The 25,126-nt window shown below is 35.7% G+C and carries 28 protein-coding genes and 1 riboswitch; of the genes, 13 read left to right on the forward strand and 15 right to left on the reverse strand.

Annotation, left to right across the window (positions count from 1 at the left end):
• Positions 1 to 24 precede the first annotated feature (24 nt).
• Complete coding sequence (locus REB14_RS21675; protein WP_309523277.1) at positions 25 to 2,259, forward strand: DUF2339 domain-containing protein; 2,235 nt, start codon at positions 25 to 27, stop codon at positions 2,257 to 2,259.
• 116 nt (positions 2,260 to 2,375) lie between these two features.
• Entirely contained in the window at positions 2,376 to 2,813 is a 438-nt protein-coding gene (locus REB14_RS21680) for a hypothetical protein (RefSeq protein ID WP_079241137.1), read from the forward strand.
• Positions 2,814 to 2,862: 49 nt separating this feature from the next.
• On the opposite strand, the gene REB14_RS21685 is transcribed toward REB14_RS21680, so the two are convergent.
• Positions 2,863 to 4,140, reverse strand: coding sequence for a replication-associated recombination protein A (locus REB14_RS21685; RefSeq protein ID WP_079243887.1), 1,278 nt, complete (start codon positions 4,138 to 4,140; stop codon positions 2,863 to 2,865).
• A 102-nt stretch (positions 4,141 to 4,242) separates the two neighbouring features.
• On the opposite strand from REB14_RS21685, the gene yidD reads away from it, so the two are divergent.
• Together yidD and lgt are read left to right on the forward strand one after the other, a co-directional pair.
• Positions 4,243 to 4,491 carry a membrane protein insertion efficiency factor YidD gene (gene yidD / locus REB14_RS21690; protein WP_062670874.1) on the forward strand — a complete coding sequence of 83 codons (249 nt, stop codon included), beginning with the start codon at positions 4,243 to 4,245 and terminating at the stop codon, positions 4,489 to 4,491.
• Between the two features lie 453 nt (positions 4,492 to 4,944).
• Positions 4,945 to 5,793 carry a prolipoprotein diacylglyceryl transferase gene (lgt, locus tag REB14_RS21695; protein ID WP_309523337.1) on the forward strand — a complete coding sequence of 283 codons (849 nt, stop codon included), beginning with the start codon at positions 4,945 to 4,947 and terminating at the stop codon, positions 5,791 to 5,793.
• Between the two features lie 113 nt (positions 5,794 to 5,906).
• Here the strand turns inward: lgt and REB14_RS21700 are convergent, their stop codons facing one another.
• Positions 5,907 to 7,424 carry an NAD(P)H-hydrate dehydratase gene (locus REB14_RS21700; RefSeq protein ID WP_309523278.1) on the reverse strand — a complete coding sequence of 506 codons (1,518 nt, stop codon included), beginning with the start codon at positions 7,422 to 7,424 and terminating at the stop codon, positions 5,907 to 5,909.
• A 246-nt stretch (positions 7,425 to 7,670) separates the two neighbouring features.
• Here REB14_RS21700 and mscL point away from each other — a divergent pair, with 246 nt between their 5' ends.
• Positions 7,671 to 8,048: a large conductance mechanosensitive channel protein MscL gene (gene mscL, locus REB14_RS21705; protein ID WP_079241135.1), complete on the forward strand. Its 378-nt coding sequence runs from the start codon at positions 7,671 to 7,673 to the stop codon at positions 8,046 to 8,048.
• Positions 8,049 to 8,122: 74 nt separating this feature from the next.
• On the opposite strand, the gene REB14_RS21710 is transcribed toward mscL, so the two are convergent.
• Together REB14_RS21710 and REB14_RS21715 are read right to left on the reverse strand one after the other, a co-directional pair.
• Positions 8,123 to 9,082 (reverse strand): D-2-hydroxyacid dehydrogenase, encoded by a 960-nt coding sequence (locus REB14_RS21710; protein ID WP_079241134.1) that lies wholly within the window; start codon positions 9,080 to 9,082, stop codon positions 8,123 to 8,125.
• Positions 9,083 to 9,168: 86 nt separating this feature from the next.
• Positions 9,169 to 9,579: an LNS2 domain-containing protein gene (locus REB14_RS21715; RefSeq protein WP_002980498.1), complete on the reverse strand. Its 411-nt coding sequence runs from the start codon at positions 9,577 to 9,579 to the stop codon at positions 9,169 to 9,171.
• Positions 9,580 to 9,893: 314 nt separating this feature from the next.
• On the opposite strand from REB14_RS21715, the gene idi reads away from it, so the two are divergent.
• The 3 genes from idi to gcvT are packed head-to-tail and all read left to right on the forward strand — an operon-like array spanning position 9,894 to position 11,962.
• Entirely contained in the window at positions 9,894 to 10,403 is a 510-nt protein-coding gene (gene idi, locus REB14_RS21720) for an isopentenyl-diphosphate Delta-isomerase (protein ID WP_079241133.1), read from the forward strand.
• Positions 10,403 to 10,876 carry a hypothetical protein gene (locus tag REB14_RS21725; protein WP_079241132.1) on the forward strand — a complete coding sequence of 158 codons (474 nt, stop codon included), beginning with the start codon at positions 10,403 to 10,405 and terminating at the stop codon, positions 10,874 to 10,876. Before idi ends, REB14_RS21725 begins: the two co-directional genes overlap by 1 nt.
• A gap of 9 nt (positions 10,877 to 10,885) precedes the next feature.
• On the forward strand, positions 10,886 to 11,962 hold the full coding sequence (gene gcvT, locus REB14_RS21730) for a glycine cleavage system aminomethyltransferase GcvT (RefSeq protein WP_079241131.1): 1,077 nt from the start codon (positions 10,886 to 10,888) through the stop codon (positions 11,960 to 11,962).
• 56 nt (positions 11,963 to 12,018) lie between these two features.
• On the opposite strand, the gene REB14_RS21735 is transcribed toward gcvT, so the two are convergent.
• From REB14_RS21735 to REB14_RS21745, 3 genes are all read right to left on the reverse strand, one after another.
• Positions 12,019 to 12,207, reverse strand: a complete 189-nt coding sequence (locus tag REB14_RS21735; protein ID WP_079241130.1) for a hypothetical protein — start codon at positions 12,205 to 12,207, stop codon at positions 12,019 to 12,021.
• Between the two features lie 79 nt (positions 12,208 to 12,286).
• Positions 12,287 to 12,628: a hypothetical protein gene (locus tag REB14_RS21740; protein ID WP_309523279.1), complete on the reverse strand. Its 342-nt coding sequence runs from the start codon at positions 12,626 to 12,628 to the stop codon at positions 12,287 to 12,289.
• Complete coding sequence (locus tag REB14_RS21745) at positions 12,625 to 12,981, reverse strand: arsenate reductase family protein (RefSeq protein WP_079241128.1); 357 nt, start codon at positions 12,979 to 12,981, stop codon at positions 12,625 to 12,627. The genes REB14_RS21740 and REB14_RS21745 overlap by 4 nt, the downstream gene beginning before the upstream one ends.
• A gap of 121 nt (positions 12,982 to 13,102) precedes the next feature.
• Between REB14_RS21745 and REB14_RS21750 the strand changes: the two genes are divergently transcribed.
• The 4 genes from REB14_RS21750 (at position 13,103) to REB14_RS21765 (ending at position 17,531) form a co-directional block, all read left to right on the forward strand.
• Entirely contained in the window at positions 13,103 to 13,570 is a 468-nt protein-coding gene (locus tag REB14_RS21750) for an acyl-CoA thioesterase (RefSeq protein ID WP_047432118.1), read from the forward strand.
• Positions 13,571 to 13,715: 145 nt separating this feature from the next.
• Positions 13,716 to 13,783: riboswitch (Fluoride riboswitch) on the forward strand.
• Between the two features lie 31 nt (positions 13,784 to 13,814).
• A complete protein-coding gene (locus REB14_RS21755) occupies positions 13,815 to 15,122 on the forward strand; it encodes a voltage-gated chloride channel family protein (RefSeq protein WP_309523280.1) in 1,308 nt (435 codons plus the stop codon).
• Between the two features lie 278 nt (positions 15,123 to 15,400).
• A complete protein-coding gene (locus tag REB14_RS21760) occupies positions 15,401 to 16,276 on the forward strand; it encodes a LysR family transcriptional regulator (RefSeq protein ID WP_309523281.1) in 876 nt (291 codons plus the stop codon).
• Between the two features lie 319 nt (positions 16,277 to 16,595).
• Positions 16,596 to 17,531 carry a YeiH family protein gene (locus REB14_RS21765; RefSeq protein ID WP_309523282.1) on the forward strand — a complete coding sequence of 312 codons (936 nt, stop codon included), beginning with the start codon at positions 16,596 to 16,598 and terminating at the stop codon, positions 17,529 to 17,531.
• 81 nt (positions 17,532 to 17,612) lie between these two features.
• Here the strand turns inward: REB14_RS21765 and REB14_RS21770 are convergent, their stop codons facing one another.
• From REB14_RS21770 to REB14_RS21805, 8 genes are all read right to left on the reverse strand, one after another.
• On the reverse strand, positions 17,613 to 17,801 hold the full coding sequence (locus REB14_RS21770; RefSeq protein WP_309523283.1) for a hypothetical protein: 189 nt from the start codon (positions 17,799 to 17,801) through the stop codon (positions 17,613 to 17,615).
• A 168-nt stretch (positions 17,802 to 17,969) separates the two neighbouring features.
• Positions 17,970 to 19,211, reverse strand: a complete 1,242-nt coding sequence (locus REB14_RS21775; RefSeq protein WP_309523284.1) for an MFS transporter — start codon at positions 19,209 to 19,211, stop codon at positions 17,970 to 17,972.
• 73 nt (positions 19,212 to 19,284) lie between these two features.
• Positions 19,285 to 20,850: a ribonuclease Y gene (rny, locus tag REB14_RS21780; protein ID WP_034695966.1), complete on the reverse strand. Its 1,566-nt coding sequence runs from the start codon at positions 20,848 to 20,850 to the stop codon at positions 19,285 to 19,287.
• Between the two features lie 233 nt (positions 20,851 to 21,083).
• A complete protein-coding gene (locus tag REB14_RS21785; RefSeq protein WP_034695967.1) occupies positions 21,084 to 21,371 on the reverse strand; it encodes a cell division protein ZapA in 288 nt (95 codons plus the stop codon).
• Positions 21,371 to 21,820: a hypothetical protein gene (locus REB14_RS21790; RefSeq protein WP_238594386.1), complete on the reverse strand. Its 450-nt coding sequence runs from the start codon at positions 21,818 to 21,820 to the stop codon at positions 21,371 to 21,373. Before REB14_RS21790 ends, REB14_RS21785 begins: the two co-directional genes overlap by 1 nt.
• Complete coding sequence (gene porT, locus REB14_RS21795; protein WP_034695972.1) at positions 21,813 to 22,595, reverse strand: type IX secretion/gliding motility protein PorT/SprT; 783 nt, start codon at positions 22,593 to 22,595, stop codon at positions 21,813 to 21,815. The genes REB14_RS21790 and porT overlap by 8 nt, the downstream gene beginning before the upstream one ends.
• A 3-nt stretch (positions 22,596 to 22,598) precedes the next feature.
• Positions 22,599 to 23,330, reverse strand: coding sequence for a bifunctional demethylmenaquinone methyltransferase/2-methoxy-6-polyprenyl-1,4-benzoquinol methylase UbiE (gene ubiE, locus REB14_RS21800; RefSeq protein WP_047096897.1), 732 nt, complete (start codon positions 23,328 to 23,330; stop codon positions 22,599 to 22,601).
• A gap of 3 nt (positions 23,331 to 23,333) precedes the next feature.
• Positions 23,334 to 23,903, reverse strand: coding sequence for a hypothetical protein (locus tag REB14_RS21805; RefSeq protein WP_034695976.1), 570 nt, complete (start codon positions 23,901 to 23,903; stop codon positions 23,334 to 23,336).
• Positions 23,904 to 24,004: 101 nt separating this feature from the next.
• Here REB14_RS21805 and REB14_RS21810 point away from each other — a divergent pair, with 101 nt between their 5' ends.
• Positions 24,005 to 25,078, forward strand: a complete 1,074-nt coding sequence (locus REB14_RS21810; RefSeq protein WP_079241122.1) for a 3-oxoacyl-ACP synthase III family protein — start codon at positions 24,005 to 24,007, stop codon at positions 25,076 to 25,078.
• Positions 25,079 to 25,126 lie beyond the last annotated feature (48 nt).

The raw sequence follows: 25,126 nt of genomic DNA on the forward strand, positions 1-25,126 counted from the left end.
TTATATTTGATAAAAACTAATGAAATGAATGAATTTGTTGCGGCCATCATCTTTATCATTATCTTCATCATTTTCAATAATCTGAATACCAAAATCAGAAAATTGGAAAAGGAGATTTCAGATCTTAATTATAAAATCAATAATACTCCTCCGGCTCAGACTGAAGTAATTCATAAGAAAACCTCAACAGAAGAGACATTCATCCCTCAGCAAGAGCAACCTCAGCAGATTCAACATACAAACGCAAAGTACAGTGAAGAAAGTGAAAACATTTCTACACCTGCTCAAAAAGACTGGCTTACTCCTGTTTTTGATTTTTTAAAACAAAATACACTTACCATTATTGGTATTTTCACTCTTGTTCTCGGAATTGGTTATTTTGTAAAATACGCTATTGACAAAAACTGGATTGGTGAAGCAGCAAGAGCGGGAATTGGTTTTTGTACCGGAGCAGGAATCATTATAACCGGACATTTTTTCAGAAAAAATTACCAGGCTTTTTCTTCTATTATTACCGGAGGTGGAATTGCCGTTTTATATTTCACAGCCACCATTGCCTTCCGTGAATACCATTTGTTTACCCAAAATACAGCTTTTATCATAACTGCACTCATAACTGCAGCTTCTATTATCTTATCCTATTATTATAAAAGTGAAGTACTGATCATCTTTTCACTGATAGGAGGTTTTGCAGCTCCTCTGATGATCAGTACAGGACAAAGCAACTATCTTTTCCTTTTTATTTATATTACTCTTTTAAATACAGGAATGCTGGCAGCCTCTTTTCTGCAGCACTGGAAAAGCGTGGGATGGACAGCTTATATTTTTACCACAGGATATCTCTTCTCTTGGACCAATGAAAGCCCTGAGATTTTAAGCATTACTTTTTATTTGATCAGTTATCTGATTTTCTACATCTTTGCCCTGCATGATTACTTCAGAAGAAATATACTTTCAACCTCCGATATTTTAATACTTGCTCTCGCTAATTTTTCGAGCATTCTGGGACTGCTTTACATTTTTGATACCCTACAATATGAACCCCCAATTATTTTCCCACTTATTTTTGCTGCCGTAAACACCGTTCTTCTGTTCAGAGAATATAGCCGCAGAAATTTCGGAATTGCCTATTCTGTATTTGCAGGTCTTGTTACCAGCCTTATAACCGTTGCGATTGCTATTCAGTTTAAAACCCATCTCACCACCAGTATCTGGGCTATAGAGACTCCTCTTCTTCTTTTTATCTGGAAAAAAACAGGCCATAGGATTTTCAAAATCTTCTTTTATATTCTGTTTCCATTAGTGATGATCGCTCAACTTATAACCTGGACGGCATATTTTGGAACAAAAGATTTCAGCATCATATTGAATACTCCGTTTATCACCAGTTTATTTACCATCATCTCCATCACAATTAACCTTTATTTATTAAGGAATACCTCCAAAGAATCCAATGGAAAAGATCATCACTTTTTTGAAGATCTTATTACAGTGGTCAGCTACGGGGTTATCTACATTACTTTTCTTCTTGAGATTACGTACCATATTTCAGAAATGCCCTGGCAAGCTATTACCAGCGTAGGACTTTTATTCAGTATTTATTATATTTTTGCTTTATTACTTCTCAGAAAACCATTGAACATCAGAAATGATATCCAAAACATCCTGATTTATCTGTTTTTATTCCTGATCATCATTAATACATCTGCTTCTACATTTCCAGTTGTAGCAGCTATTGTAACAAAAAAACTCCATTTAAGTTTTTATTTTCTACATCTGCTTCAATGGATTCCTTTTATATATATAGGATATAGAATTATTCCTTCTTCAGAATTTCATAAGCAACGGATTTCTTACTGGATGCTGTCTTTAGCACTCATTATCTCTGTAAGCTGTGAACTTCACCATTCTTATATTTTAATCACCTCAAATGATCTTCCTCATTCCTATAAAGCAAGTGAACATTTCAATATTCTTTATCTTCCTATTATATGGACAATTCTTGCCAGTATATTTATTTATAACGGCTTGAAAAAGAATATCCAGGAATATAACAAGATTGGCTTCGCATTGATAGGCCTGATGGTATTAAAACTTTATGGGTATGATGTATGGCAAATGGATAACATTTCAAGAATCAGCGCCTTTATTGTTCTCGGAATTATTTTATTATTAAGCTCTTTCACTTTTCAACGCCTGAAAAATATGATCAGAAATATGGTGGACAAAAAAGATAAAAAAGAAGAAAGCACCGACTGACAATCAGGGTAAAAGTTTTTATTTCTAAATAAAATTTAAAACAATTTAAGATTTTATTCAAATTTTATAAAAAATAACTATATTTATCACGTTTTTAACAGTTACATATTCTGATTATGAAAAAATTACTCTATTCTTTTTTACTCCTATCTTCTGCTACTTTATTTGCTCAGCAAAAAAATCCTGCGGTGAAGTTTGCAGTGGCTGACAATGCCATTGGGACGGTAGAATTGTTCAATACCAAAAAGAACGTATTGCAGGTTTCAAAGATATACAATACTTCAGCCAGTCTTCCCCAAAGCTTAAAAAAATACAGTTCTGTTTTTACAAAAGGCGTAACTGAATATAAGTTTAAAAATGGAGAAAATATATTAGACAGAATGCCATTATCTTCCATTAATGTACAATATAATATTCCGGCAGATAATCCTGTATTTATTGAAGGATATGAATTTGCAGATACAAGTATTGTGATCTATCCTGAAATCAAGAAAAGAACAGAAACAAAAGATTACAACGGTAAGAAAACATTATTTATTTACACGACCGAGTAATTAATAACATAAAAAAGGATGCCGTTTTTTCAGCATCCTTTTTTTATTTTTAGTATTTATTGTTCCATTTTTTCTTGAGCTCTTCGTAAATCTTCTTTTCCGTAGAGTTATTTCCCGGCTCATACAGTTTCACATTCCTGATTTCTTCCGGAAGAAAATCCTGTTCTACAAAGTTTCCTTCATAAGAATGAGCATACTTATACTCTTTTCCATAATCCAAGTCTTTCATCAGTTTGGTAGGAGCATTTCTTAAATGAAGTGGCACAGGCAGGTTTCCCGTCTGTTTTACCAAAGCCAGAGCCTCATTGATGGCCATATATGCAGAATTGCTTTTAGGTGAAACTGCAAGATACACCGCTGTTTCACTTAATATAATCCTTGCCTCAGGGTTCCCGATCACATTGATCGCCTGAAAACAATTATTAGCTATTACCAAAGCATTGGGATTAGCCAGACCTACATCCTCAGCAGCTAGAATAAGCATTCTCCTTGCGATAAACTTAATATCTTCTCCCCCGGCAATCATTCTCGCCAGCCAATATACCGCTCCATTAGGATCACCTCCACGCATGGACTTGATAAAGGCTGAGATAATGTCGTAATGCTGTTCTCCATTTTTATCATACAAAGCCATCGTCTCCTGAAGAACTTCCAGTACATCAGAATTAATAATTTCCGTTGTACCCGAATTTTTATATTGATTCAAAACCAATTCTACAGAATTAATCAATTTTCTGGCGTCACCACCTGAATATTGAATAAAAGCTTCTTTTTCAAGGATTTTAAAATCCGTTCCTTCATCTTTATTGTATCTTTCCGAAGCAATATCAATTAATTCTTCCAACTTTTCATAGCTCAAAGCCTTTAAAATATAAACCTGACTTCTTGAGAGCAAAGCTGAAACTACTTCAAAACTTGGATTCTCAGTAGTCGCTCCAATCAACACAATCCAACCTTTTTCTACCGCATGCAATAATGAATCCTGCTGCGACTTATTGAACCTGTGAATCTCGTCAATAAATAAGATAGGCGATTTTCCGGAGAACAGATTCTGCTTTTTTGCATCTTCAATCACATCTCTCACATCTTTTACCCCGGAAGAAACAGCAGAAAGCTTATAAAATTTTCTCCCCGACTGTTCTGAGATAATTTCAGCCAGCGTAGTTTTTCCTGTTCCCGGAGGTCCCCATAAAATCAACGAATTCAAGGTATTATTTTCAATCATTTTTCTGATTGTTCCTTTATCGCCGGTAAGGTGTTCCTGCCCCAACACATCATTCAGGGTTTTAGGTCTTAATTTTTCAGCTAATGGAATATTTTGATTCAAACTAATTCTATTTTTTAAGATCAATGTTTCGGATTTCTGATCTCCGAAACTTATAACAAATTTAAACTAATTTTCATTTTTTTACCCTATTTTTGCATTGTTTTGAAACTTACATTCAATAAAATCATTACATTTCCGCTGGTAATTTTGATCAAATTTTACCAATGGTTCATCTCGCCCTTACTTCCCAAAAACTGCCGTTACGAACCTACCTGTTCTCATTATATGATTGAGTCTCTGCAGGTGCATGGTGTTTTTAAAGGTTTCTGGCTGGGATTTAAAAGAATTTTAAGATGTCACCCATGGGGAGGAAGTGGTTACGACCCTGTTCCACCCAAACATAAATGTTAATAATCAAACTATTAAATCAATAGAAAAATGAATACTATCTTTTTCAGAATTTATCTTGTGCTGTTTGCGTTCACAACGCAGCTTCTTTTTGCACAGGAATACCCTGGAGGTTTATCTGACGGAACTTTAGATATCAATGGAAGCAATGTTCCTGTAAAAATTTATTCAACTACGGAGATGGGAGACCTTACGGCGTTTCCGGACAGAGAATCAGACAAGAACCAGTCTTTTGTTGTCATTCTTAATGAATCTAATTTTGAACCTGCTTATTACAATTATGGCGCTTCCACTTTAGCAAAGTATAAGGATTCAAAGTACCAGTTTTTTGATAAAAACTTTAAACTGATTGATACTGGTGTTACCAAAGAAAATATCACCACTTTCAAGTATGCAGTAAAATCTGTAAAACCTATCACTGATTCTGATAAAGTAGAACTTAAAACTTCATTTAAAATCTGGGATCCTTCAAAAGGTATTCACATTGGATCATTTACACTTCACTTCTACAGTTTGATGTTTGTTTTTGCATTTGGTTTCGGATATATTTTAATGACTAGAATCTTTAAGATTGACAATGTCAACCAGAAATACCTTGAACCTCTATTCACATGGACATTGATCGGGACAATTCTTGGAGCAAGATTAGGACATGTTATCTTTTATCAGCCGGAATTATTCAAAGAGGATTTCTGGAGTGTATTCCTACCGATAAGTACAAAAAATGGTTTTAAATTCACTGGATTTTCAGGGCTGGCAAGCCATGGAGCTACGATTGCCTTGATTTTCACCACACTTTATTATTCATTTAAAATCATCAGAAAAAATCCATTCTGGGTATATGACAGATTGGGTATTGTTGTTGCTTTAGGAGGAGCATTTGTAAGAATGGGGAACTTTTTCAATTCTGAAATCGTTGGTAAACCAGCGGACCCGAATTCTCCGTTTGCGTTGCTTTTCCCACAACAAAGCAGTGAGTATGGTCTTACTGTACCGCGTTATCCAAGTCAGTTATTTGAAGCCGTAGGATATGTTTTGTTATTCATTCTATTATGGATATTGTACAGAAAGACAAATAAAAAATATCAGCAAGGATGGTTATTTGGTCTGTTCTTCATCATTCTTTGGGCAATCAGATTCTTTGTTGAATTCCTTAAAGAGCCACAAGGAGATGAATTTATCCAGATTGGTGGTCTGAATACGGGTCAGGTTCTTTCCATTCCTTTTATGATTGCAGGGGTTGTCATCATGATTGTTTCTAAGAAATTTAAAATCACAGAAGAAGAGAACGCAAAGCCGGAATAATTGAAGACTAAACGTTTTATTCAACAATAAAAAATAAAAAGGCAAATTTGTAAAAATACAGATTTGCCTTTTTTAATGTTTTAAATCATGGACTGTTTTGTCTATTCACTTTATTACAGATTCCTCTCTGTCTTCCTGTTAAGTTCCTCAAAAACATTCCCAAATGCATCAATGACATCCGTAGGCAGCATAGATTCTTTTGAATGTTTTTCTGAAGCTATATCTGCTGCTTTGCCATGCAGCCATACCCCGAAAATACAGGTTTGCTCCTGAGAATACTTTTGCGCTAAAAGTGAGGTTAAAATACCAGTAAGAATATCTCCGCTTCCTCCTTTCGCCAACCCTGCATTTCCGGTTATATTATAAAATACATTTCCTTGTGGAGTAACAACTTGGGTATGATGATCTTTCAGAATAATATAAATATTCAGATTTTTTGCCTTTTCCTTTGCCAGTTCAAGCCTTTTGAAAGAATCTTCCGTACTTCCGAAAAGTCTTTCAAATTCTTTCGGATGAGGCGTGATGATTGATTTTTCAGGGATTAATTTCAAATTTTCCTGATTTTTTGAAATGATATTCAATGCATCTGCATCCAGAATCAATGGCTTTGAATAGTTTTTCAGAAAGTTCAAAAAGCTTTTCTCTGTTCCGGAATGAGTTCCCAATCCAGGCCCTGCACCACATGTAACATCTTTATCAATCTTAAAATTGAGAATAAACGTATCTCCTCCTTTAATGAACATTGCTTCAGGACATGAGGTTTGCAAAATATTATATCCATATTCCGGTGCCAGTGTAAAAGTCAGTCCTGCTCCTGTTTTTAAGGCTGACTTTGTTGCCAGAACTGCTGCTCCTATTTTTCCATAGCTGCCTCCTATGATAACTGCCTTACCGTAACTTCCTTTATGAGAAAATTCCTGTCTAGGAATGAATATCGAGGCTGCCAGCGGATCATCAATCACAGAATAATCAGAATCAGTAGCATCTGCATATATTTTACTTAAATCAATATCCAGCAACACTACTTTTCCTGTATATTTTCCTGTTTCAGGATGAAGGAAAGTTCGCTTCCAGCATTGAAAAGTCAGCGTATAATCAGCATTCAGAATAACAGAATTATTATCAAACATTCCATCCGCAGGCAACCCGGAAGGGATATCAATGGATATTTTAATATTCTTTTTGGTATTCAATTGCTCAACAAGCATTTTACATTCTCCTTCCAACTGTCCGGATAATCCTGTTCCGAAAAGTGCATCTACAATAATCGTTTTATCATCAAAACTGTATTGTTCACTAGAATCAAATTTTCTCACTGAAATTCCGGATAAATCGCGGAGTCTTTTCAGGTTGACAGAAGCATCTTCTGAAAATTTTCTTTTAGAATCGCTTACAAATACATCCACATCAAACCCTTTCAGGTAAAGTAATCTTGCAACCGCTAATCCGTCTCCTCCATTATTTCCATTACCGCAAAATACGGCTAGCTTTTTATGGTTTTTACAATGCTCCGAAATCCAATGTACAACAGCCATTGAAGCTCTTTCCATCAATTGAATGGAGGAAACCGGCTCTTGAGAAATCGTGAACTGATCCCAGCTTCGTATCTGTTCTGCAGTAAAAACTTTCATAGGTAAATTAAACTTTTAAGCAAATTACAAAAGATTTTTCATTATGATATCACGTCATTAACAAAAATAAAAAGTCATCATTAATGAAATAATGTATTGATATAATGCTGAAATATTCATTAAAACAGATCATAGGAAACCAGCACAAAATTCAATATTTTGGGAATAAAAAACTATAAAACGTAGTGTTTTTTACATTTTTAAATTATATTTTTGTGTATATACTAATTAAAAAAAATATAAATTATGGGATTTGTAAAAGAATTTAAAGAGTTTGCTTTTAAAGGCAATGTTCTCGATTTAGCTGTCGGTGTGATCATTGGAGCAGCTTTTGGTAAAATTGTTTCGTCTTTAGTAGAAGATGTCATCACGCCTCTGATCTTAAACCCCGCATTGAAAGCAGCCGGTGCAGAAAACATTGCAAAACTTACATGGAATGGTGTTGCCTATGGAAACTTCCTTTCAGCGGTAATCAGTTTCCTTTGTATTGCGATGGTTCTTTTCTGGATCATTAAACTGGCTAATAAAGTGAACAAAAAAGAGGAAGCTGCTCCTGCAGGACCTACAGAAGATCAAAAATTACTGACTGAGATCAGAGATTTATTGAAAAACAAAAATATCTAATCTGTAAACAACAGTTTTATAATAAAAAGCACCTCCATTGAGGTGCTTTTGCTATGTTTTATATCGTTTTCAGATTACTGAATCTGTAAGATACTTGAAATCTGCTCTGCAAGAGAAAGCCCGATTCTATCCTGTGCTTCAAGAGTAGAAGCTCCCGTATGAGGGGTAAGAGAGATTTTAGAATGAGTAAGGATTTCCTTAGAAGGTGTTGGCTCATTAATGAAAACATCTAATCCCGCAAATCTTACTTTACCTGAATCCAAAGCCTGAATCAAAGCCGCTTCATCAATAACTCCTCCTCTTGAGCAGTTCACAATAGCCACACCGTCTTTCATTATTTCGAATTCATTCTGACCAATCATATAGCCGTCTTTCTGTGCCGGAACATGCAGCGTAATAAAGTCTGAATGTTTTAAAACCTCCTGTAACGGTTCTGTTTCTATGTCAACATTGATGAACTGGTTGTTGTAAAATTTGACCTTAATACTTGCTTTCCCAACATTATTATCGGCTGCCACAACTCTCATTCCAAGTCCTAAAGCAATTCTTGCCACTTCCTGCCCGATTCTTCCCATTCCAACAATACCAATTGTTTTTCCTCTTAATTCAATCCCTGCAGCATATGCTTTTTTAAGACCTCCAAATTCAGTATCTCCTACCAAAGGCATTTTTCTGTTGGAATCCTGAAGGAATCTTGCTCCGGAAAACAAATGAGCAAAAACAAGTTCAGCCACAGATTCTGAAGATGCAGAAGGTGTATTGATCACGTGGATTCCTTTTTCTCTTGCATAATCTACATCAATATTATCCATACCAACACCCCCTCTACCAATAATGTCGATGGATGGGCATCCGTCAATAATATCTTTTCTTACCTGTGTAGCACTTCTCACCAGCAGGGTGCGGATTTTGTGCTCGTTAATATAATCTACTAAAAATTCCTGTGGAACTTTTGTAGTGATAACCTCAAAGCCTTTTTCTGTCAATGCATCTATTCCAGATTGATCAAGGCCGTCATTTGCTAAAACTTTCATAAAATATCAAGTATATTAAAAAATAAAAGATTTAAAAATTATAGGAACTGACTCCCATTTAATTTTTAAATCTTTAAATTATATTTTTATTCGCCGTCTTCTTTGAATACTTCAATGGTTACTTGCTTTTCAACCAAATCCGTAAATCTTCCCTTATATCTTGTAGCTCTTACCAGGTGGTTGTCTATCCAGTGATAGTTTCCTCCTCTTGGTTTTCCGCAAAGCACGCTATGGTATTTGAAGCCATGCTTATCCAGCCAGTCGATAGTGATTTGTTTTAGATTCTCGGTTCTTGAAGTAAAAAAGCAGATCTGATGTCCTTCGTCATACCATCTGTTGATTGTTTCCAGAGCATCAGGATAAGGTTCGCAGGTCACCATTCTTTCTGGTTCTTCGTTGGGAACGTCATCAGTAATCGTTCCATCAATATCAATTAAATAATTTTTTATTCCATCCTTTAGAATAGGACTAATGTGTTCAATGTATTCTAATTCCATCACTAAATATTAAGTAACAAAGTTAGCGTTTTTACAATTATGGCACATCATCGATTTTGATTTATCTTCAAATTTTACTGCAAAAAATTATTTAAAGAATAATATCAATAATTTACTTGCTATTTTATTACAAATAGTTAAAGTTTTTCGCTTTTTTGAGGTAAGGAAAATTGAGTATAAATAAAGCTTTCATTGAATTTACCAATTTGCCATAAGCTTTCTTTATTTCCCCCACCTTATTACCATTATTATAAAAAGTATGATGTTTATCTAAAAATTTCCAAAATACATTTATTACTCTTACATTTGTAGGAATGGAAGAATATGTTGTTTTAGTAAATCCTGAAGATAAAGTTTTAGGACTGATGGAAAAACAGCAGGCTCACATCAATGGCCTGTTACACCGTGCTTTTTCTGTATTTCTTTTTAACAGTAAAGGAGAAATGCTTCTTCAGAAAAGAGCCTCAGGAAAATATCATTCTCCTAGCCAATGGACCAATGCGGTCTGCTCTCACCCACGAGAAGGGGAAACTTATCAGGAAGGCGCTATGCGCAGATTAAGGGAAGAACTGGGAATTGAGGCAGAACTTTCAGAAAAATTCAATTTTATTTACAAAGCAGATGTGGGTGGCGGCCTTTGGGAGCACGAGCTTGATCATGTATTTGTAGGAAATCATGAAGCAGATTTCAATTTAAATAAAGAGGAAGTGGAAGAAGTAAGATTCATTTCTATGGAAGATCTGGATAAAGAAATTTCCGAACAGCCTGAAAACTTTACAGAATGGTTCAAAATCATCCTCGAAGAATACAAACACCACTTTTAATGATGAAAAAAATATTGCTTTTTTCTGCTTTTCTGACAGGAAGTCTGTTTTTTGCCCAAAAGGCAGGTGTATTTGACACTCCGAACTACTCTATCAATGTTCCTGAAGGGTGGAAATCCACAAACGACAGTGAGATCATCAATATTTTCCCTACCAGCCAGATCGGTGCTATTACGATTTCGGAATATCATGATCTTTCTCTTCCAAAAGAAGAAGTGAAAAAATTTATCCTGGCCCTTTATCAATCTCAGGAAGAAGAGAAAAAAGTAAAAGAAAAAAAGAGCCAGAAAGGATATACAGAATATCTGTATGAACACTTTGATGAAAAAGAGAAGCTGTTCTGGATTACCAAGGCTTTTCAAAAAGACAAAAACTTATATTTAGTTTCCATCAACTGTGGCCAGAAATTCTGGAACGGAAACTATATGACCCTATTCAATGAGACTTTTAACAGTTTTAAAATAAAGAAATAAAAATTAAATATGAAGAAAACAGCCTTGTACGACAAACATGTTTCTTTGGGAGCTAAGATCGTACCTTTCGCAGGTTTTGAAATGCCTGTTCAATATTCAGGGGTTACAGAAGAGCACTTTGCCGTAAGAGAAAAAGCAGGATTATTTGATGTTTCCCACATGGGACAGTTTTTCATCGAAGGACCAGGCTCAAAAGATCTTTTGCAGTATGTAACTACTAATAATGTAGATGCACTTGAAAACGGAAAAGCTCAGTATTCTTGCCTTCCCAACGAAAACGGAGGAATTGTAGACGACCTTATCGTTTACAAAATGGAAGATGACAAATATTTTGTAGTAGTAAATGCCTCCAATATTGAAAAAGACTGGAATCATATTTCAAAATACAATACTTTCGGGGCTAAAATGACCAATGCTTCTGATGAAATGTCTTTATTAGCAATTCAGGGACCTAAAGCTACTGAAATCCTTCAGAAACTTACCGAAGTAAACCTTTCAGAAATTCCTTACTATCATTTCACAGTAGGAAGTGTTGCTGGAGAAAATAATGTGATTATTTCAAACACAGGATACACAGGAAGCGGTGGTTTTGAGATTTATTTCAATAACGAAAGTGCTGAAAAACTTTGGGATGCTGTAATGGAAGCAGGTAAAGAAGAAGGAATTATTCCTTGTGGATTAGCTTCCAGAGATACTTTAAGACTGGAAAAAGGATTCTGTCTTTACGGAAATGATATCGATGATACCACTTCTCCTATTGAAGCTGGTTTAGGATGGATCACTAAGTTTGATAAAGACTTCGTTTCTAAAGATGTTTTTGCAAAACAGAAAGAAGAAGGAGTTGGCAGAAAATTAGTTGGTTTCGAATTGACAGACAAAGGAGTTCCAAGACACGATTATCCTGTAGTAGATGCTGAAGGAAATGTGATTGGAAAAGTAACTTCCGGAACACAGTCTCCAATGAAGAAAGTAGGTTTAGGTCTTGCTTATGTAGATAAACCACATTTCAAATTAGGATCTGAGATCTTTATTCAGGTAAGAAATAAGAACATTCCTGCAAAAGTGGTAAAAGCTCCTTTTGTATAAGTGTTTTAAATATAAGAACAAAAAAGAGTCCGTGATAATCATGGACTCTTTTTAATTTAATAGCAGATACAGCAAACTTTTCTATCCGGTGAACAGGCATCACCTACTCCGGGTGTATTCGAAATTACTCCACCAGCAGGTCCGCATAAAGTAAAGCAGTTTGCAAGAGGTGGTATTAATCCACCGTTAATTTCCTTTAAGGCTGATCTGTTAAGATTCTTTGTTTTTGAAAAGTTTTTAGTCATGATTTTATTTTTTGGTAATTATAAAGTTAAGTATTTAATAATTAACCAATTGAAATAAATCACAAATTATAGATAAAATTTATTTTGGAACATGTTGAAAGCAATAGTCATTACCAATACTCGTATAGTGCTTACATCTGGTTCCTTTTTTGGTTGTTCCCAAGCATTGATTTCCTTTATTGATACCATTTACTTTTTTAGGGCTGGAAACCATTCCATATCCTGATGTTTGTCCAGGATTGCAGATCTTACAAGGTTGAAGTCCAATTTCCAGAGCTTTATTTACAGACAGGCTGGAAGAAACATTTTTCACCATTCTGCATGATGATGTATGAAACTTTGTACCCGAAGGAGTTCTGTAAACCGTCTGTCCTTTTACACTGACAGCAAGAAAAAGCAATATGGAAATCAGATATTTCATTCATGTACACCAAAGAATTTCTGCAGTTCTTCTACATTTTTCTTATCATTTCCGACGAAAATCTCCTTATCTGTAATAAAAACAGGTCTTTTCAGGAACGTATAATGATCCAGCAATAATTCTTTAAAATCTTTTTCGGTCAGAGATTTCACATCCAGCCCTCTCAGTTTGATCTGAGTAGATTTTTTGCTGAATAAAGCTTCGTATGATTTTGTTTTTTTATGCATTTCCGCCAATTCTTCTTTTGTGATCGGCTCTTTCTTTATTTCGCGAAGTTCCCAGTCTGTAAGGTCAAATTGGGCTAAAATTTTTCTGCAGGTATCACATGTGTTGAGATAAAATACTTTCTTCATTACTGTTTCTAAATCTTTTATTGGTTAAAATTCCCTTTCATTGAAAGTTTCGTCTTTCAAAAGTAGGATTTAATCTAAAACTTTGGAAATTATTAAATAACTTTATTCAAATTTTATAAAGATGCAGAACAAGCCTATTACTTTTCAGTTTATTTCGGAGCCTTCAGATGTTAATTACGGAGGAAATGTACATGGAGGAAGTGTTATGAAATGGATTGACCAGGCCGGCTATGCATGTGCGACAACCTGGAGTGGGAATTATTCTGTCACCGTGTATGTGGGCGGAATCCGTTTTTATGATCCTATTAAAATCGGTGAAGTGGTAAAAGTTGATGCCCAGGTAATTTATACAGGAACTTCAAGCATGCATATTGCCATTAATGTCTTTTCAAGAAACCTGAAGCAGCCTAACTTTGAGAAAAAAACACATTGTATCATTGTTTTTGTTGCCGTAGACGAGAATGGAAAAAAACTGCCTGTCCCGAAATGGATACCGGAAACAGAGGAAGAAAAACAGCAGGAAATATATGCTAAACGCCTGATGGAACTGAGAACGCAAATTGAGGATGAGATGAAACCGTTTTTGTAAGGGCGAGTTTCGAGATGCGGGATTACGAGGTTTAGAGTTTATGATTGTTGGTAATCTGTAACTATGAACAAAATAACCAGCAACCTACACAACTTGCAACAAAGAATTTCTTTTTGAAAAACAGATTCTTCTTTTTATATTTGCATAAACAAAAGGAAATGGTGTTCTTCCTTACCCAACCGCTTTACAAAAGCTGATGACGCCTGATTAAAAGATTATTAACAAATAACTAATCAGGATTATCATGTCAAAAAACCAAAGAACATTAGGTAAAAAAGCAGTTTTTCACACTCATTTTTTCTTCAGAAAGTTTCCGGCTCTGCCTTATATTTTAAAATGGCTGTGCATCAGTACAATTATTGGAGCTTTAGTGGGAACAGCTTCTGCAGGTTTTCTTCAATCCTTAGAATGGGCAACGAACTTCAGGGAAAATCATCTGTGGCTGATTGCTTTGCTGCCAGCAGCGGGATTCCTGATTGGACTTCTCTATTATTATTTCGGGAAAGATGTTGAGGCTGGAAACAATCTGCTCATTGATACCATCCATGAACCGAAGGGAATTATTCCGTTTAAAATGGCGCCTTTTGTTTATCTCGGAACGATTGTCACTCATTTTTTCGGAGGTTCAGCAGGTCGTGAAGGAACAGCACTTCAAATGGCAGGTGCTATCGCGGATCAGCTTACCAGACCTTTTAAGTTAGACAGAAATGAAAGAAAAATATTAATTATTGCAGCTATTGCGGCCGGATTTGGCTCTGTTTTCGGAACTCCACTTGCAGGAGCGGTTTTTGGTCTTGAAGTTTTTCTGATTGGAAGAATCCGTTATAATGCCATCTTTCCTGCATTTGCTTCTGCAATTCTTGCAGACTGGGCTACCAATCTCTGGAAAGTAAAGCATACCCATTATCACATTGATTTTATCCCTAAACTTGAGTTTTTACCAATTTTATACAGTATTCTGGCCGGAATAGCTTTTGGAATCTGTGCTGCTGCTTTCAGTAAAATCATTCATTGGATGGGCTCTGTTTTCAAATCGAAAATTAAATATCCTCCGCTTCGTCCAGTTGTAGGTGGAATTATTATAGCACTTGCTGTTTTTGCAATAGGTACTACCCGATATATCGGATTAGGAGTTCCTGTGATTGTAGAATCTTTTGAAAAGCAACTTCCTCTATATGATTTTGCATTAAAAATGATCTTTACCATTATAACGCTTTCAGCTGGATTCAAGGGTGGAGAAGTTACTCCTTTATTCTTTATCGGAGCTACATTGGGCAGTGCTTTGTCTCTGTTTATTCCTCTGCCTTTCGGATTATTGGCAGGAATGGGATTTGTAGCGGTATTTGCCGGAGCAACCAACACTCCTTTGGCCTGTATGCTGATGGGAATTGAATTATTCGGAGCTGAATCTGGTGTGTATGTAGCAATTGCCTGTGTTGTTTCTTATCTTCTCTCAGGACATAACAGTATTTATACAAAGCAAAAGATCGGAGAAGCAAAAAACAGAAGATTTGAAAGCCAGCAGGATAAGTCTGTTTCAGATTTTTTATAAGGAGTTGCGGGATTCGTGGTGCGGGTTGCGAGCTGCGAGATCACAGTTATTGGTTTATTTTGTTACTGGTTACGGGATGCCGGTTTTTATTGGTTCTTAGTTCTAAACTTATAACACCCTGAAACACAAAACGCCAAATCACATAACCCAAATCTCTCAGACTCCAAAACCCCGAAACTCACAACACGCATCTCATCACCCCCAAACCCTCAAACCCTCCCACTCTCAAACTCTCAAACCACTTCACCATTTCCAACTTTAATTCGTAATTTTGCCCCATGTTCGATTACAGATTAAAAGTTTTCCATACGGTAGCTACCCGATTAAGTTTCACTAAAGCTTCAGAAGAGCTTCACATTTCACAACCTGCTGTTACTAAACACATTAAAGAAATCGAAACTCAGGTAGGCGCTAAGCTATTTGACCGTAAAGGAACTTCTATCCAATTGACTCAGAGTGGAAAAATTTTGTTTGAACACGCAGAGAAGATCAGAAATATCTACCGTGACATGGAGTTTGAGATCAGTCAGATCAGTCAGCAGCATAAAGGAAAACTGATTATCGGCGCAAGCACAACGGTTGCACAGTATATTTTACCTGAAATTTTGGCTAAATTCAATTCTTATTATAAAGATATTAAGATTGAACTTCTTACAGGAAATACAGAAACGATCTCAACCCTTTTGAAGGAAGAAAAAATTGATCTGGGTATCATTGAAGGGGAATCGCAGTCTTCTTATTTTGAATATAAAACTTTTAAACCCGATGAAATTGTTCTGACTGCAAAATCAGATCATCCTCTTGCTCATAAAACTTTAAATTTAAAAGATCTGTATCAACTGGATCTGATCTTCAGAGAGCAGGGCTCCGGAACGCTGGAGTTTATCCAAAACAGGCTGAAAGAAAAGGAAATTAATATCCATGAATTGAATACCGTCATGCAGCTGGGGAGCAGCGAAAGCATTAAAAATTACCTTCTTCACTCGGAATGCATGGCATTTCTTTCCATCAGTACTATTTTGAATGAACTTAAAAACAATATACTGACCGTGATTGATATTAAAAATTTCAGTATTGAAAGAGATTTTCATTTTATCCTGCCTAGAGGAGATCAGTCTGAGCTGATTAAGCTTTTTTTGAGGTTTGCCGAATAATCTCTTATGATGTAAATCTATTACTTATAGAAAAATCCTATTACTTTTAGCATTGTTATTAAAAATATACAAAGCTTTTAAGTTTTGGCTAAAGCCAATCGAATTTTTAAAATTTATCTGGCTGGGCTAAAGCCCACCCCTATTGATATAGTCAGGCAAATAATAAAATTTAATGACAATATCTTTTATCTTTTATCTTTTATCTTTTATCTTTTATCTTTTATCAATTATAACTTTTAGTTATCCGATATAACAAAATACAATTTACTTTGTAATACTATTTTCCGGAATTTTGGTGCAGATTTTAAAAGTTCGCATTATGAAAAATTTCATCCAGAATGAAATGACCCGAAAAGTATTTTTTATTGTTTTGGCTGTTTTATGTCTTACCCCATTTATATCTTCACCAATAGCTCTTGTTTTAGGTTTTGGCCTGGTCGTTTTTATCGGAAATCCTTTCGAGAAACATCTTCATCACTATATTCATTTACTGTTGCAGATTTCAATTGTAGGTCTGGGATTCGGGATGAAACTGGATGAAGCCCTTCATGCAGGAAAAACCGGTTTGATGTTAACAGTTGTAAGTATTTTTACAGTAATGGTTCTGGGATATTTTCTGGGGAAAATATTTAAACTGGAAAGACCTTTATCCTATCTTCTCTCTGCGGGAACAGCTATTTGTGGAGGGAGCGCTATTGCTGCAGTATCTCCTATTATTAAACCCAGCACAAAGCAGATTTCCCTTGCACTCGCTATCGTTTTCACCTTAAATTCTATTGCTCTGTTTGTTTATCCTGCCATAGGACATCTTCTGAATCTTTCACAGGAGCAGTTTGGGCTCTGGTGTGCCGTAGGAATTCACGATACAAGTTCTGTGGTGGGTGCTGCCAGTAAATATGGTGACGAAGCTTTGAAAATAGCCACTACCGTAAAACTGGCGCGTGCTTTATGGATTATTCCTGTTTCATTGATCACCATGTTCATTTTTAAAAGTAAAGATTCAAAAATAAAAATTCCATGGTTTATCGGTTATTTTATTGTGGCCATTCTTTTGAATACTTATTTTCCGTTTCTTGACCGCTTGAGTTCTTCAATCACTGTTCTGGCAAAATCCGGTCTGAATCTGACTTTATTTTTGATTGGTTCTACCCTTTCTATTCAAACGCTGAAATCCATTGGATTAAAACCTTTGGTTATGGCAATTATCCTATGGATAACGATAAGCATCGGTAGTCTTCTTTACATTATCCAGTAAAAAGAGCAGAACCCTTTTGGAATCAAAAGGGTTCTGCATATTAAATGTGGAAATGTTTATTTCGTATTGAAATAATTTTCTTTAGATTGCGGCATCACCACAAGTATACACCTGTGGACAACCTATATACTGTACGCAATACCATGGTCCTGTTACTGCTCCTGAGCAGCTGCATCCGCAAAGAGATAAATCAGGGTTTCCACTTATTCCTCCAGCGATGTTTTTCAGATCTTGCTTTCTTAATTTTTTAGCGTTTTTCATAATGTTCATGTGGTTTAGTTTTGATTAAAAATATAGTTTTAGTTACTTTCCAAAGTTAAACAAATATTAAACACTTGCAACAAAAACCAGAATAAAATTTAATAATTTATTGATTATAACTTCATTATTATATTCAAAATAAGGATTATCAGCATCTTATTTATTAAACAAGTTAAATTATTCTGTAAATTCAAGGTCTCTGTCGTGGGTCTCAGAAATGGTAAGTGAAGAATAAAATGCAAGCCCGAATACCACTACTCCTACTATGGTAGCACTTTCCACAACAGGGAAATGTCCTTTAAGGGAATCAAAAGCAAATATCATTACTGGCACCAACCCTCTTACCATATTAGGAACGGTTGTAGTGGCAGTATTTCTGATATTCGTTCCGAACTGCTCTGCGGCCAATGTCACAAACATTGCCCAGTATCCTGTTCCGAAACCAAGCCATACACAAAACAGATAATATTTTGTTTCTGTATTCGTATTACCAAATAACATGATTGCCACCCCGATCAGGGTAAAGATCAGCATATAAAAGATGGCCATTTTACGGGATTTTAAAGCATGGGAAATAAAACCACTCAACAGATCACCGACAGAAATCCCCACGTAAGCCCACATAATTGCTTTTCCGGGATTGATCTCTGTAATACCTAATTCAGGAGCAAACTGATTGGCTAAAACGGCCAGAATCCCTATGCAATACCATGTAGGCAATCCTACGGCAATACACTTTAAATACCTTATCAATCGGTCTTTATTGGTAAAAAAGGAGAGAAAGTTTCCTTTTGAGATGTTTTTATGCTCAAGATTCTTATAAATTCCGGATTCCGATACGCTTATTCTCAGTATCAATAACATAATTCCCATGATGCCACCGATAATGTAAGAAATATTCCATCCTCCGGCCAGTTCTACGGTAAGCTGAGCTACTACAGCACCCATTAATCCAAAACCAGCAACCACTGAGGTTCCGATTGCTCTTAAATTCTTCGGCAGACTCTCAGAAACCAGTGTAATTCCTGCTCCGAGCTCTCCGGCAAGCCCAATACCTGCTATGAACCTTAAACCGGCATATTGGTACACCAAATGCTCTTTGGGAAAATAAGGAAGAAAACCACAGGCGATATTGGCTAATGAATAGACCAGAATAGATCCAAACAGTACAGAAAGCCTTCCCTTTTTGTCTCCGAAAATACCCCAGAATACTCCTCCAATAAGAAGTCCTACCATCTGGCAGTTCAGTATAAAGGTTCCGTCCGCATCCGGATTAAGCCCTAAAGCTTTTAAACTTGGAATTCTAACAATACCGAATAAAAGAAGGTCATAAATATCTACAAAATAGCCTAAGGCAGAAATAATAACGGGAATAGAGAAAATGTACTTCAGTTTTGAAGACAGGGACAGTTCTTGCATTTTTAAGTTTTGATAAAAATAAAAAACCTTTCAATTTCTTGAAAGGTTTTTATCAAATATCTTTTTCTGATTATTATCTGGCAATATTCACAGCTCTCGTTTCTCTGATTACTGTTACTTTTACCTGTCCCGGATAAGTCAGTTCATTCTGGATTTTCTCAGAGATGTCGTAAGAAAGCTGAGACGCTACTTCGTCATTTACTTTTCCACTCTCTACCATTACTCTCAGTTCTCTACCTGCCTGGATTGCGTAAGCACTTGATACTCCATCGAAGCTTAATGCTGCAGATTCAAGGTCTTTTAATCTCTGAATATAAGATTCCAATACCTGTCTTCTTGCTCCCGGTCTAGCTCCAGAGATCGCATCGGCAACCTGAATGATCGGAGATAATAATGACTTCATTTCAATTTCGTCGTGGTGAGCTCCGATAGCATTTACTACTTCAGGGTTCTCACCGTATTTCTCAGCCCACTGCATACCTAAAAGTGCGTGTGGTAATTCTGATTCCTGCTCAGGAACTTTCCCGATATCGTGTAAAAGACCTGCTCTTTTAGCTAATTTTACGTTTAATCCTAACTCAGCTGCCATTGTTGCAGCAATATTAGCTACTTCTCTTGAGTGCTGTAGTAAGTTTTGTCCGTAAGAAGAACGGTACTTCATTCTCCCTACGATTTTGATCAATTCTGGGTGTAATCCGTGGATTCCTAAATCAATGATCGTTCTCTTACCCACTTCGATGATTTCCTCCTCGATCTGTTTTCTTGTTTTTTCTACAACTTCTTCGATTCTTGCCGGGTGAATTCTACCATCGGTTACCAATCTGTGAAGTGACAGTCTTGCAATTTCTCTTCTTACAGGATCAAAACATGAAAGAAGAATAGCTTCCGGAGTATCATCAACAATAATTTCTACTCCTGTTACGGCTTCTAAAGCACGGATATTTCTACCTTCTCTACCGATAATTCTACCTTTTACTTCATCAGATTCAATATTGAAAACTGATACTGAATTTTCGATAGCCTGCTCTGTTCCGATTCTCTGGATCGTTTGGATAACGATTTTTCTCGCTTCATTTTTAGCATTCATCTGAGCCTCTTCCATGATGCTCTGAACATGTGCCTGTGCTCTTGTTTTAGCTTCAGCTCTCATGGTTTCTACCAATTCTGCTTTCGCTTCATCTGCTGTATAATTAGAGATTTTCTCAAGTACTTCTACTTTCTTGGCAGTAGCTGTATCTAATTCCTGTTGTTTCTTTTCAAGAATTTCATTTTTCTTAGCATAATCTGCAATCTGCTTGTCTAAATCTTTTTCAAGTTTTCCAGTCTTGCTAAGCTCGTCATTCAGCTTGTGCTCCTTGTCTTTCGTTCTCTTTTCAACTTCCTGCATTTTCTTTTCGCGGGATTGAATATCTGCATCATGCTGTGATTTCAATTCCAGGAATTTTTCTTTAGCCTGAAGATTCTTTTCTTTCTTTATGGATTCAGCCTGAACGTTAGCTTTTTCTATAAGGTTTTCGGCATTTTTCTTTGCATCATCTATGATGAATTTTGCTTTAGTATTCAGAGAACTTCTGGAAAAAAACATTCCCACGACAGCTCCGATTACTAAACAAACAACACCGACTATAACTTCTATCATAATTTATATTGAGTTTTAATTGTATTCATATCCTTGTTCAATAAAAAAAGCCTACAATAATCCAGAGATTGAGAGTAAACTCCTAATCAACACGATTTGAACTGATTTCCACTGTCTGTAATCCGGAAGTCCGGCACGCCATTCAATGGACATTTGTTCGGTAATTGTTTAGCGTTGAGTTTACCTTTAATGTGTTAGAATTATTGTAGGCAGTACTTTTCAGGAAAAAAAATCTATTTCCCGATTTCATTCAACGATTGATTAATCTGCGTTAATCTTTCGTTGGTTGAATTAATATTTTTCTCGTAGTTAAGAGAAACTACTTCTGCATTGGTTCCCAGTTTAAGGGCACACATTGCCAAAGCATCCTGTTTATCTCTTACATCGAAATTCTGTTCAAAATCTTTAATCATATTCTCGATCTGCTTCCCTACTTTACGCAAAGTTTCTTCCTCTGCTGCCGGTACGTTCAGCGGATACACTCTTCCTGCAATGTTGACGGTTATTCTCCTTACCTCCATTATAATCCACTGTTTTGAAGCTGAGCAATACAGAAATCAATTTCTTTCACCAATCTGTTGATATGGTTTTTCATTAACCTATTGTGTTCAGGATTTCCTGATATTGCTGAATAAAGTTTTATATTTTTTTGTTCTTCTGCTAATACCTGATTCTTTCTTCTTTCCTCATCATATTTCTTCTTCAACTCTTCATGCTCAAAATTTAATTCTTTTAAATTTTCCGTAAGATTTTTATAGTTCTTTTGCAGAGTCGAAATCTTTCTCTCTAATTCTGAAAAATTGTTTTCTAAATCTTGAAGCATTTCAGGTTTGTATATTCTAACTAAAAGCAAAAATAAAAAAATAATAACACTAACAAAAATAAAACACTCTATATTTTGATATAACAATAAAAAAGGAGGCGCTAGTGCACCTCCTGTGTATTTTTTAATACAATATTTTTTATTCAAATTTCAGAACGAACATTACCGCTCTTGTCTGCAATGTAGAGATCGCAGATGACCAGTAAGGAGGTGTAGTAGCATTATCTGCCACTTTTTCGTTGTTCATGAAGAATGTTCCTCTCACCGCAGGAGTCAGTTTAAACTTGTTGAAATAAAACTGAATTCCCATTTCTGCAGACCATGCAAAGTTGTGCGTTGTAGATCTGTAGATTCCCTGCATGTTATCATCTGTAGAACTTGAGTTAGACTGAAGGTTTACAACATAGTTCACCCCTGCAGCAACGTAAGGCCTTGAATTGTACCATCTTTGACCGTGAAGTTCCAAAAGTACCGGAATATCAATCAAAGTAGATTTAATTTCTCTTACTTTATCCTTTTCCTGTAAAGGGAATGGCATAAAAGGAGGATTAGTTAAAGATCCACCTGCATAAATGTCATTGGATTGAGTATTAAAAGTCAACTGTCTTTGTGCAAACTGTAACCCTGGTTCTACTCTTACATCAAGATAGTCATTCAGTCTCCATTTTGCAATAAGCCCGGCACCGAAACTATAACTTTCCTTGGAGGTAACAAGGTTTTCATTATCATTCATCCCATATTTCGGATGCAAAACAATGCGGTAATCCAGTCTGTTCCCGTTCAAATAAAACCCCCAACTGAATTTCTGTTCGTCGAAATCTTCCAACTTATCCATTCTGTTTCGGGTTCTGAATTGCGCGTTTGCAAAAACGGCAACATTTACTGAGGTTAAAACCAGTGCTTTTAATAGAAATTTATTCATAGGTTACTTTGTTGCTTTATAAATTGTGGCTATACCTAAACTTAATTTTTTATATTCAACTTTCTTAAATCCCGTATCTAAAAGAATTTGCTTCATCTTCTCCCCGAAAGGAAAAGCATTTACAGAATCCGGAAGGTATGTATACGCCCTATTATCCTTAGAAACCAATCTGCCAATGGCAGGTAATATATTTTTAAAGTAAAACATATAAAATGGTCCCATGAAACCCTCAACCTTTGAAAACTCCAGTATATAAACACTTTTGTTATCTTTAACTACTCTTCTTAACTCTGCCAAACCTTTGGTAAGGTTTTCAAAATTCCTTACTCCAAATGCAACGGAAACAGCATCAAATCTATTGTCCTCGAAAGGTAAATTTTCTGCATCTCCTTTTTGCATGGAAATTTTGCCGTCTAATTTAAGTTTTTTTATTTTAATAACGCCAACATTCAGCATTTGTTGTGATAAATCTAATCCAACTACTTTAGAACCGGTTCCTTTTTCAATAGTAATTGCCAGATCTCCCGTTCCTGTAGCCACATCCAGCACTTCCTGCGGATTATCATTTTTCATCCATCTTACCAGTTTATTTCTCCATAAAACATCAATTTTCATGGATAAAACATGGTTCAGAAGGTCATACTTCGGTGCAATGTTGTCGAACATATCCTCTACCTGGCTTTTTTTTGTAGCCTCTGAATTGTAGGGAGTAACTTTGGTGATATCTTTTGTCAAAACTTAAAACTTGTAATATTCTTTGTAATAATTTAGGTAATCCTGCTTTCTGAAGATTTTGGATCGTGATTCCACTTTCTGGATATTTTTGATCACTTTGTCATAGTCTTCATCTACATTGTAATAAAAATCTTCTGTGTAAAGCTTATTGAAGCGTCTTGCTCCTCCGTAATAATCCTTTCCGTCAATAACAGTTTTATCAAGGTTGGCCAGTAACGAATCTTTTTTAAGATTGTATCCGTAATACTGATCGTTTACATAGTAATCCTGGTGTGTAATATTAATCAAACCACGAAGTTTATTGACTTCAAATGCAGAATCGTAAAGCATTTTTTTGTTCTGATCAAAAACCTGAATAGAGTTTTTCCCTTTATTCAAATCCACATGCACATACTGCCCCGCTGAAATAATTCCTTCAGATCCGTTATTGATCTTAAAGTAATATGTATTCGGGGTAGGATTATCTACCACATAATAATTCTTCTTGGCTAAAAAAAGGAAGTAAATCCCAAAGGCAACGATAAACGCCACAGCTGCAATAAGTAAGCCTTTTAAGGACGAGTTGTTTTTCATAGATTGTAAAGTACAATTTTTGCAAATTTAATAATATTTTTAATTCTCCGTTATTAATATTAATTATTAACTTTGCATCTTTAAAAAAATCATATAAACGAATGCCGAATACGATCATTATTGGCTCTGGATCTTATATTCCGAACAGAGTTATTGGTAGAGATTACTTCATGAATTCCGAGTTCTACACTGAAGACGGAGTAAAGATTGAAAAGCCTGTGGAAGAGACCATTGCGAAATTTGTAGAGATTACAGAAATCGAAAACAGGAGATTCATTGAGGATGATCTTTCCAACTCTCAAATCGGTTATGAAGCTGCAAAAATTGCCCTTGAGGATGCAAAAGTAAACGGCGAAGAATTGGATTATATCATCTACGCAAGCAATTTCGGGGAAGTTACTGAAAACGGATACGCTGATTTTATGCCAACAATGGCAGCGAGAGTAAAAAATAAACTGGGAATAAAAAACAGAAAATGTGTAACGTATGATATGGTTTTCGGATGTCCGGGATGGGTTGAAGCTATGATTTTGGCAGATAATCTTATCAAAGCTAAAGTAGCTAAAACAATTCTTGTTATCGGAGGAGAGACTTTAAGCAGAGTAACTGATCCATACGACAGAAACAGAATGATTTTTGCTGATGGTGCCGGAGCTGTAGTAGTAAAAGCAACTGACGAAGAAAATGTAGGAATTATTGCTCATAACACGATCTGTGACAATGGACCGGAATTAAACTACCTTGAAAATCAACCATCTATCAATAAAGAAGCAGATCAAAAACGTCTTTATGTAAGGATGTTAGGAAGAAAAATCTACGAATACGCTCTTAAAAATGTACCGGTTGCCATCAAAGATACCATTACCGATGCAAATCTTTCTATTGAAGATATAGATAAAATCTTAATTCACCAGGCAAACGCTAAAATGGACTACGCCATGATTGAAAGGCTTCACAGGCTTTATGATGTGAAAGAATACGATCATGCAATCTCTCCAATGACAATTCAGGACCTTGGAAATACTTCCGTAGCCACAATTCCTACCATGTATGATATTATAATTAAAGGAAAAATGGAGGGTCAATCGTTTAAAGATAATGGTAACATTGTGATGACTTCGGTAGGTGCCGGAATGAACATCAATGCTATCGTTTATAGATTTCCTAAAAAGTAATATTTAAACCATTAAAAATATAAAAGCACAGGGAAGTTTATTCTTTGT

Source organism: Chryseobacterium metallicongregator (assembly GCF_031324065.1).
GTDB classification, from domain to species: domain Bacteria; phylum Bacteroidota; class Bacteroidia; order Flavobacteriales; family Weeksellaceae; genus Chryseobacterium; species Chryseobacterium metallicongregator.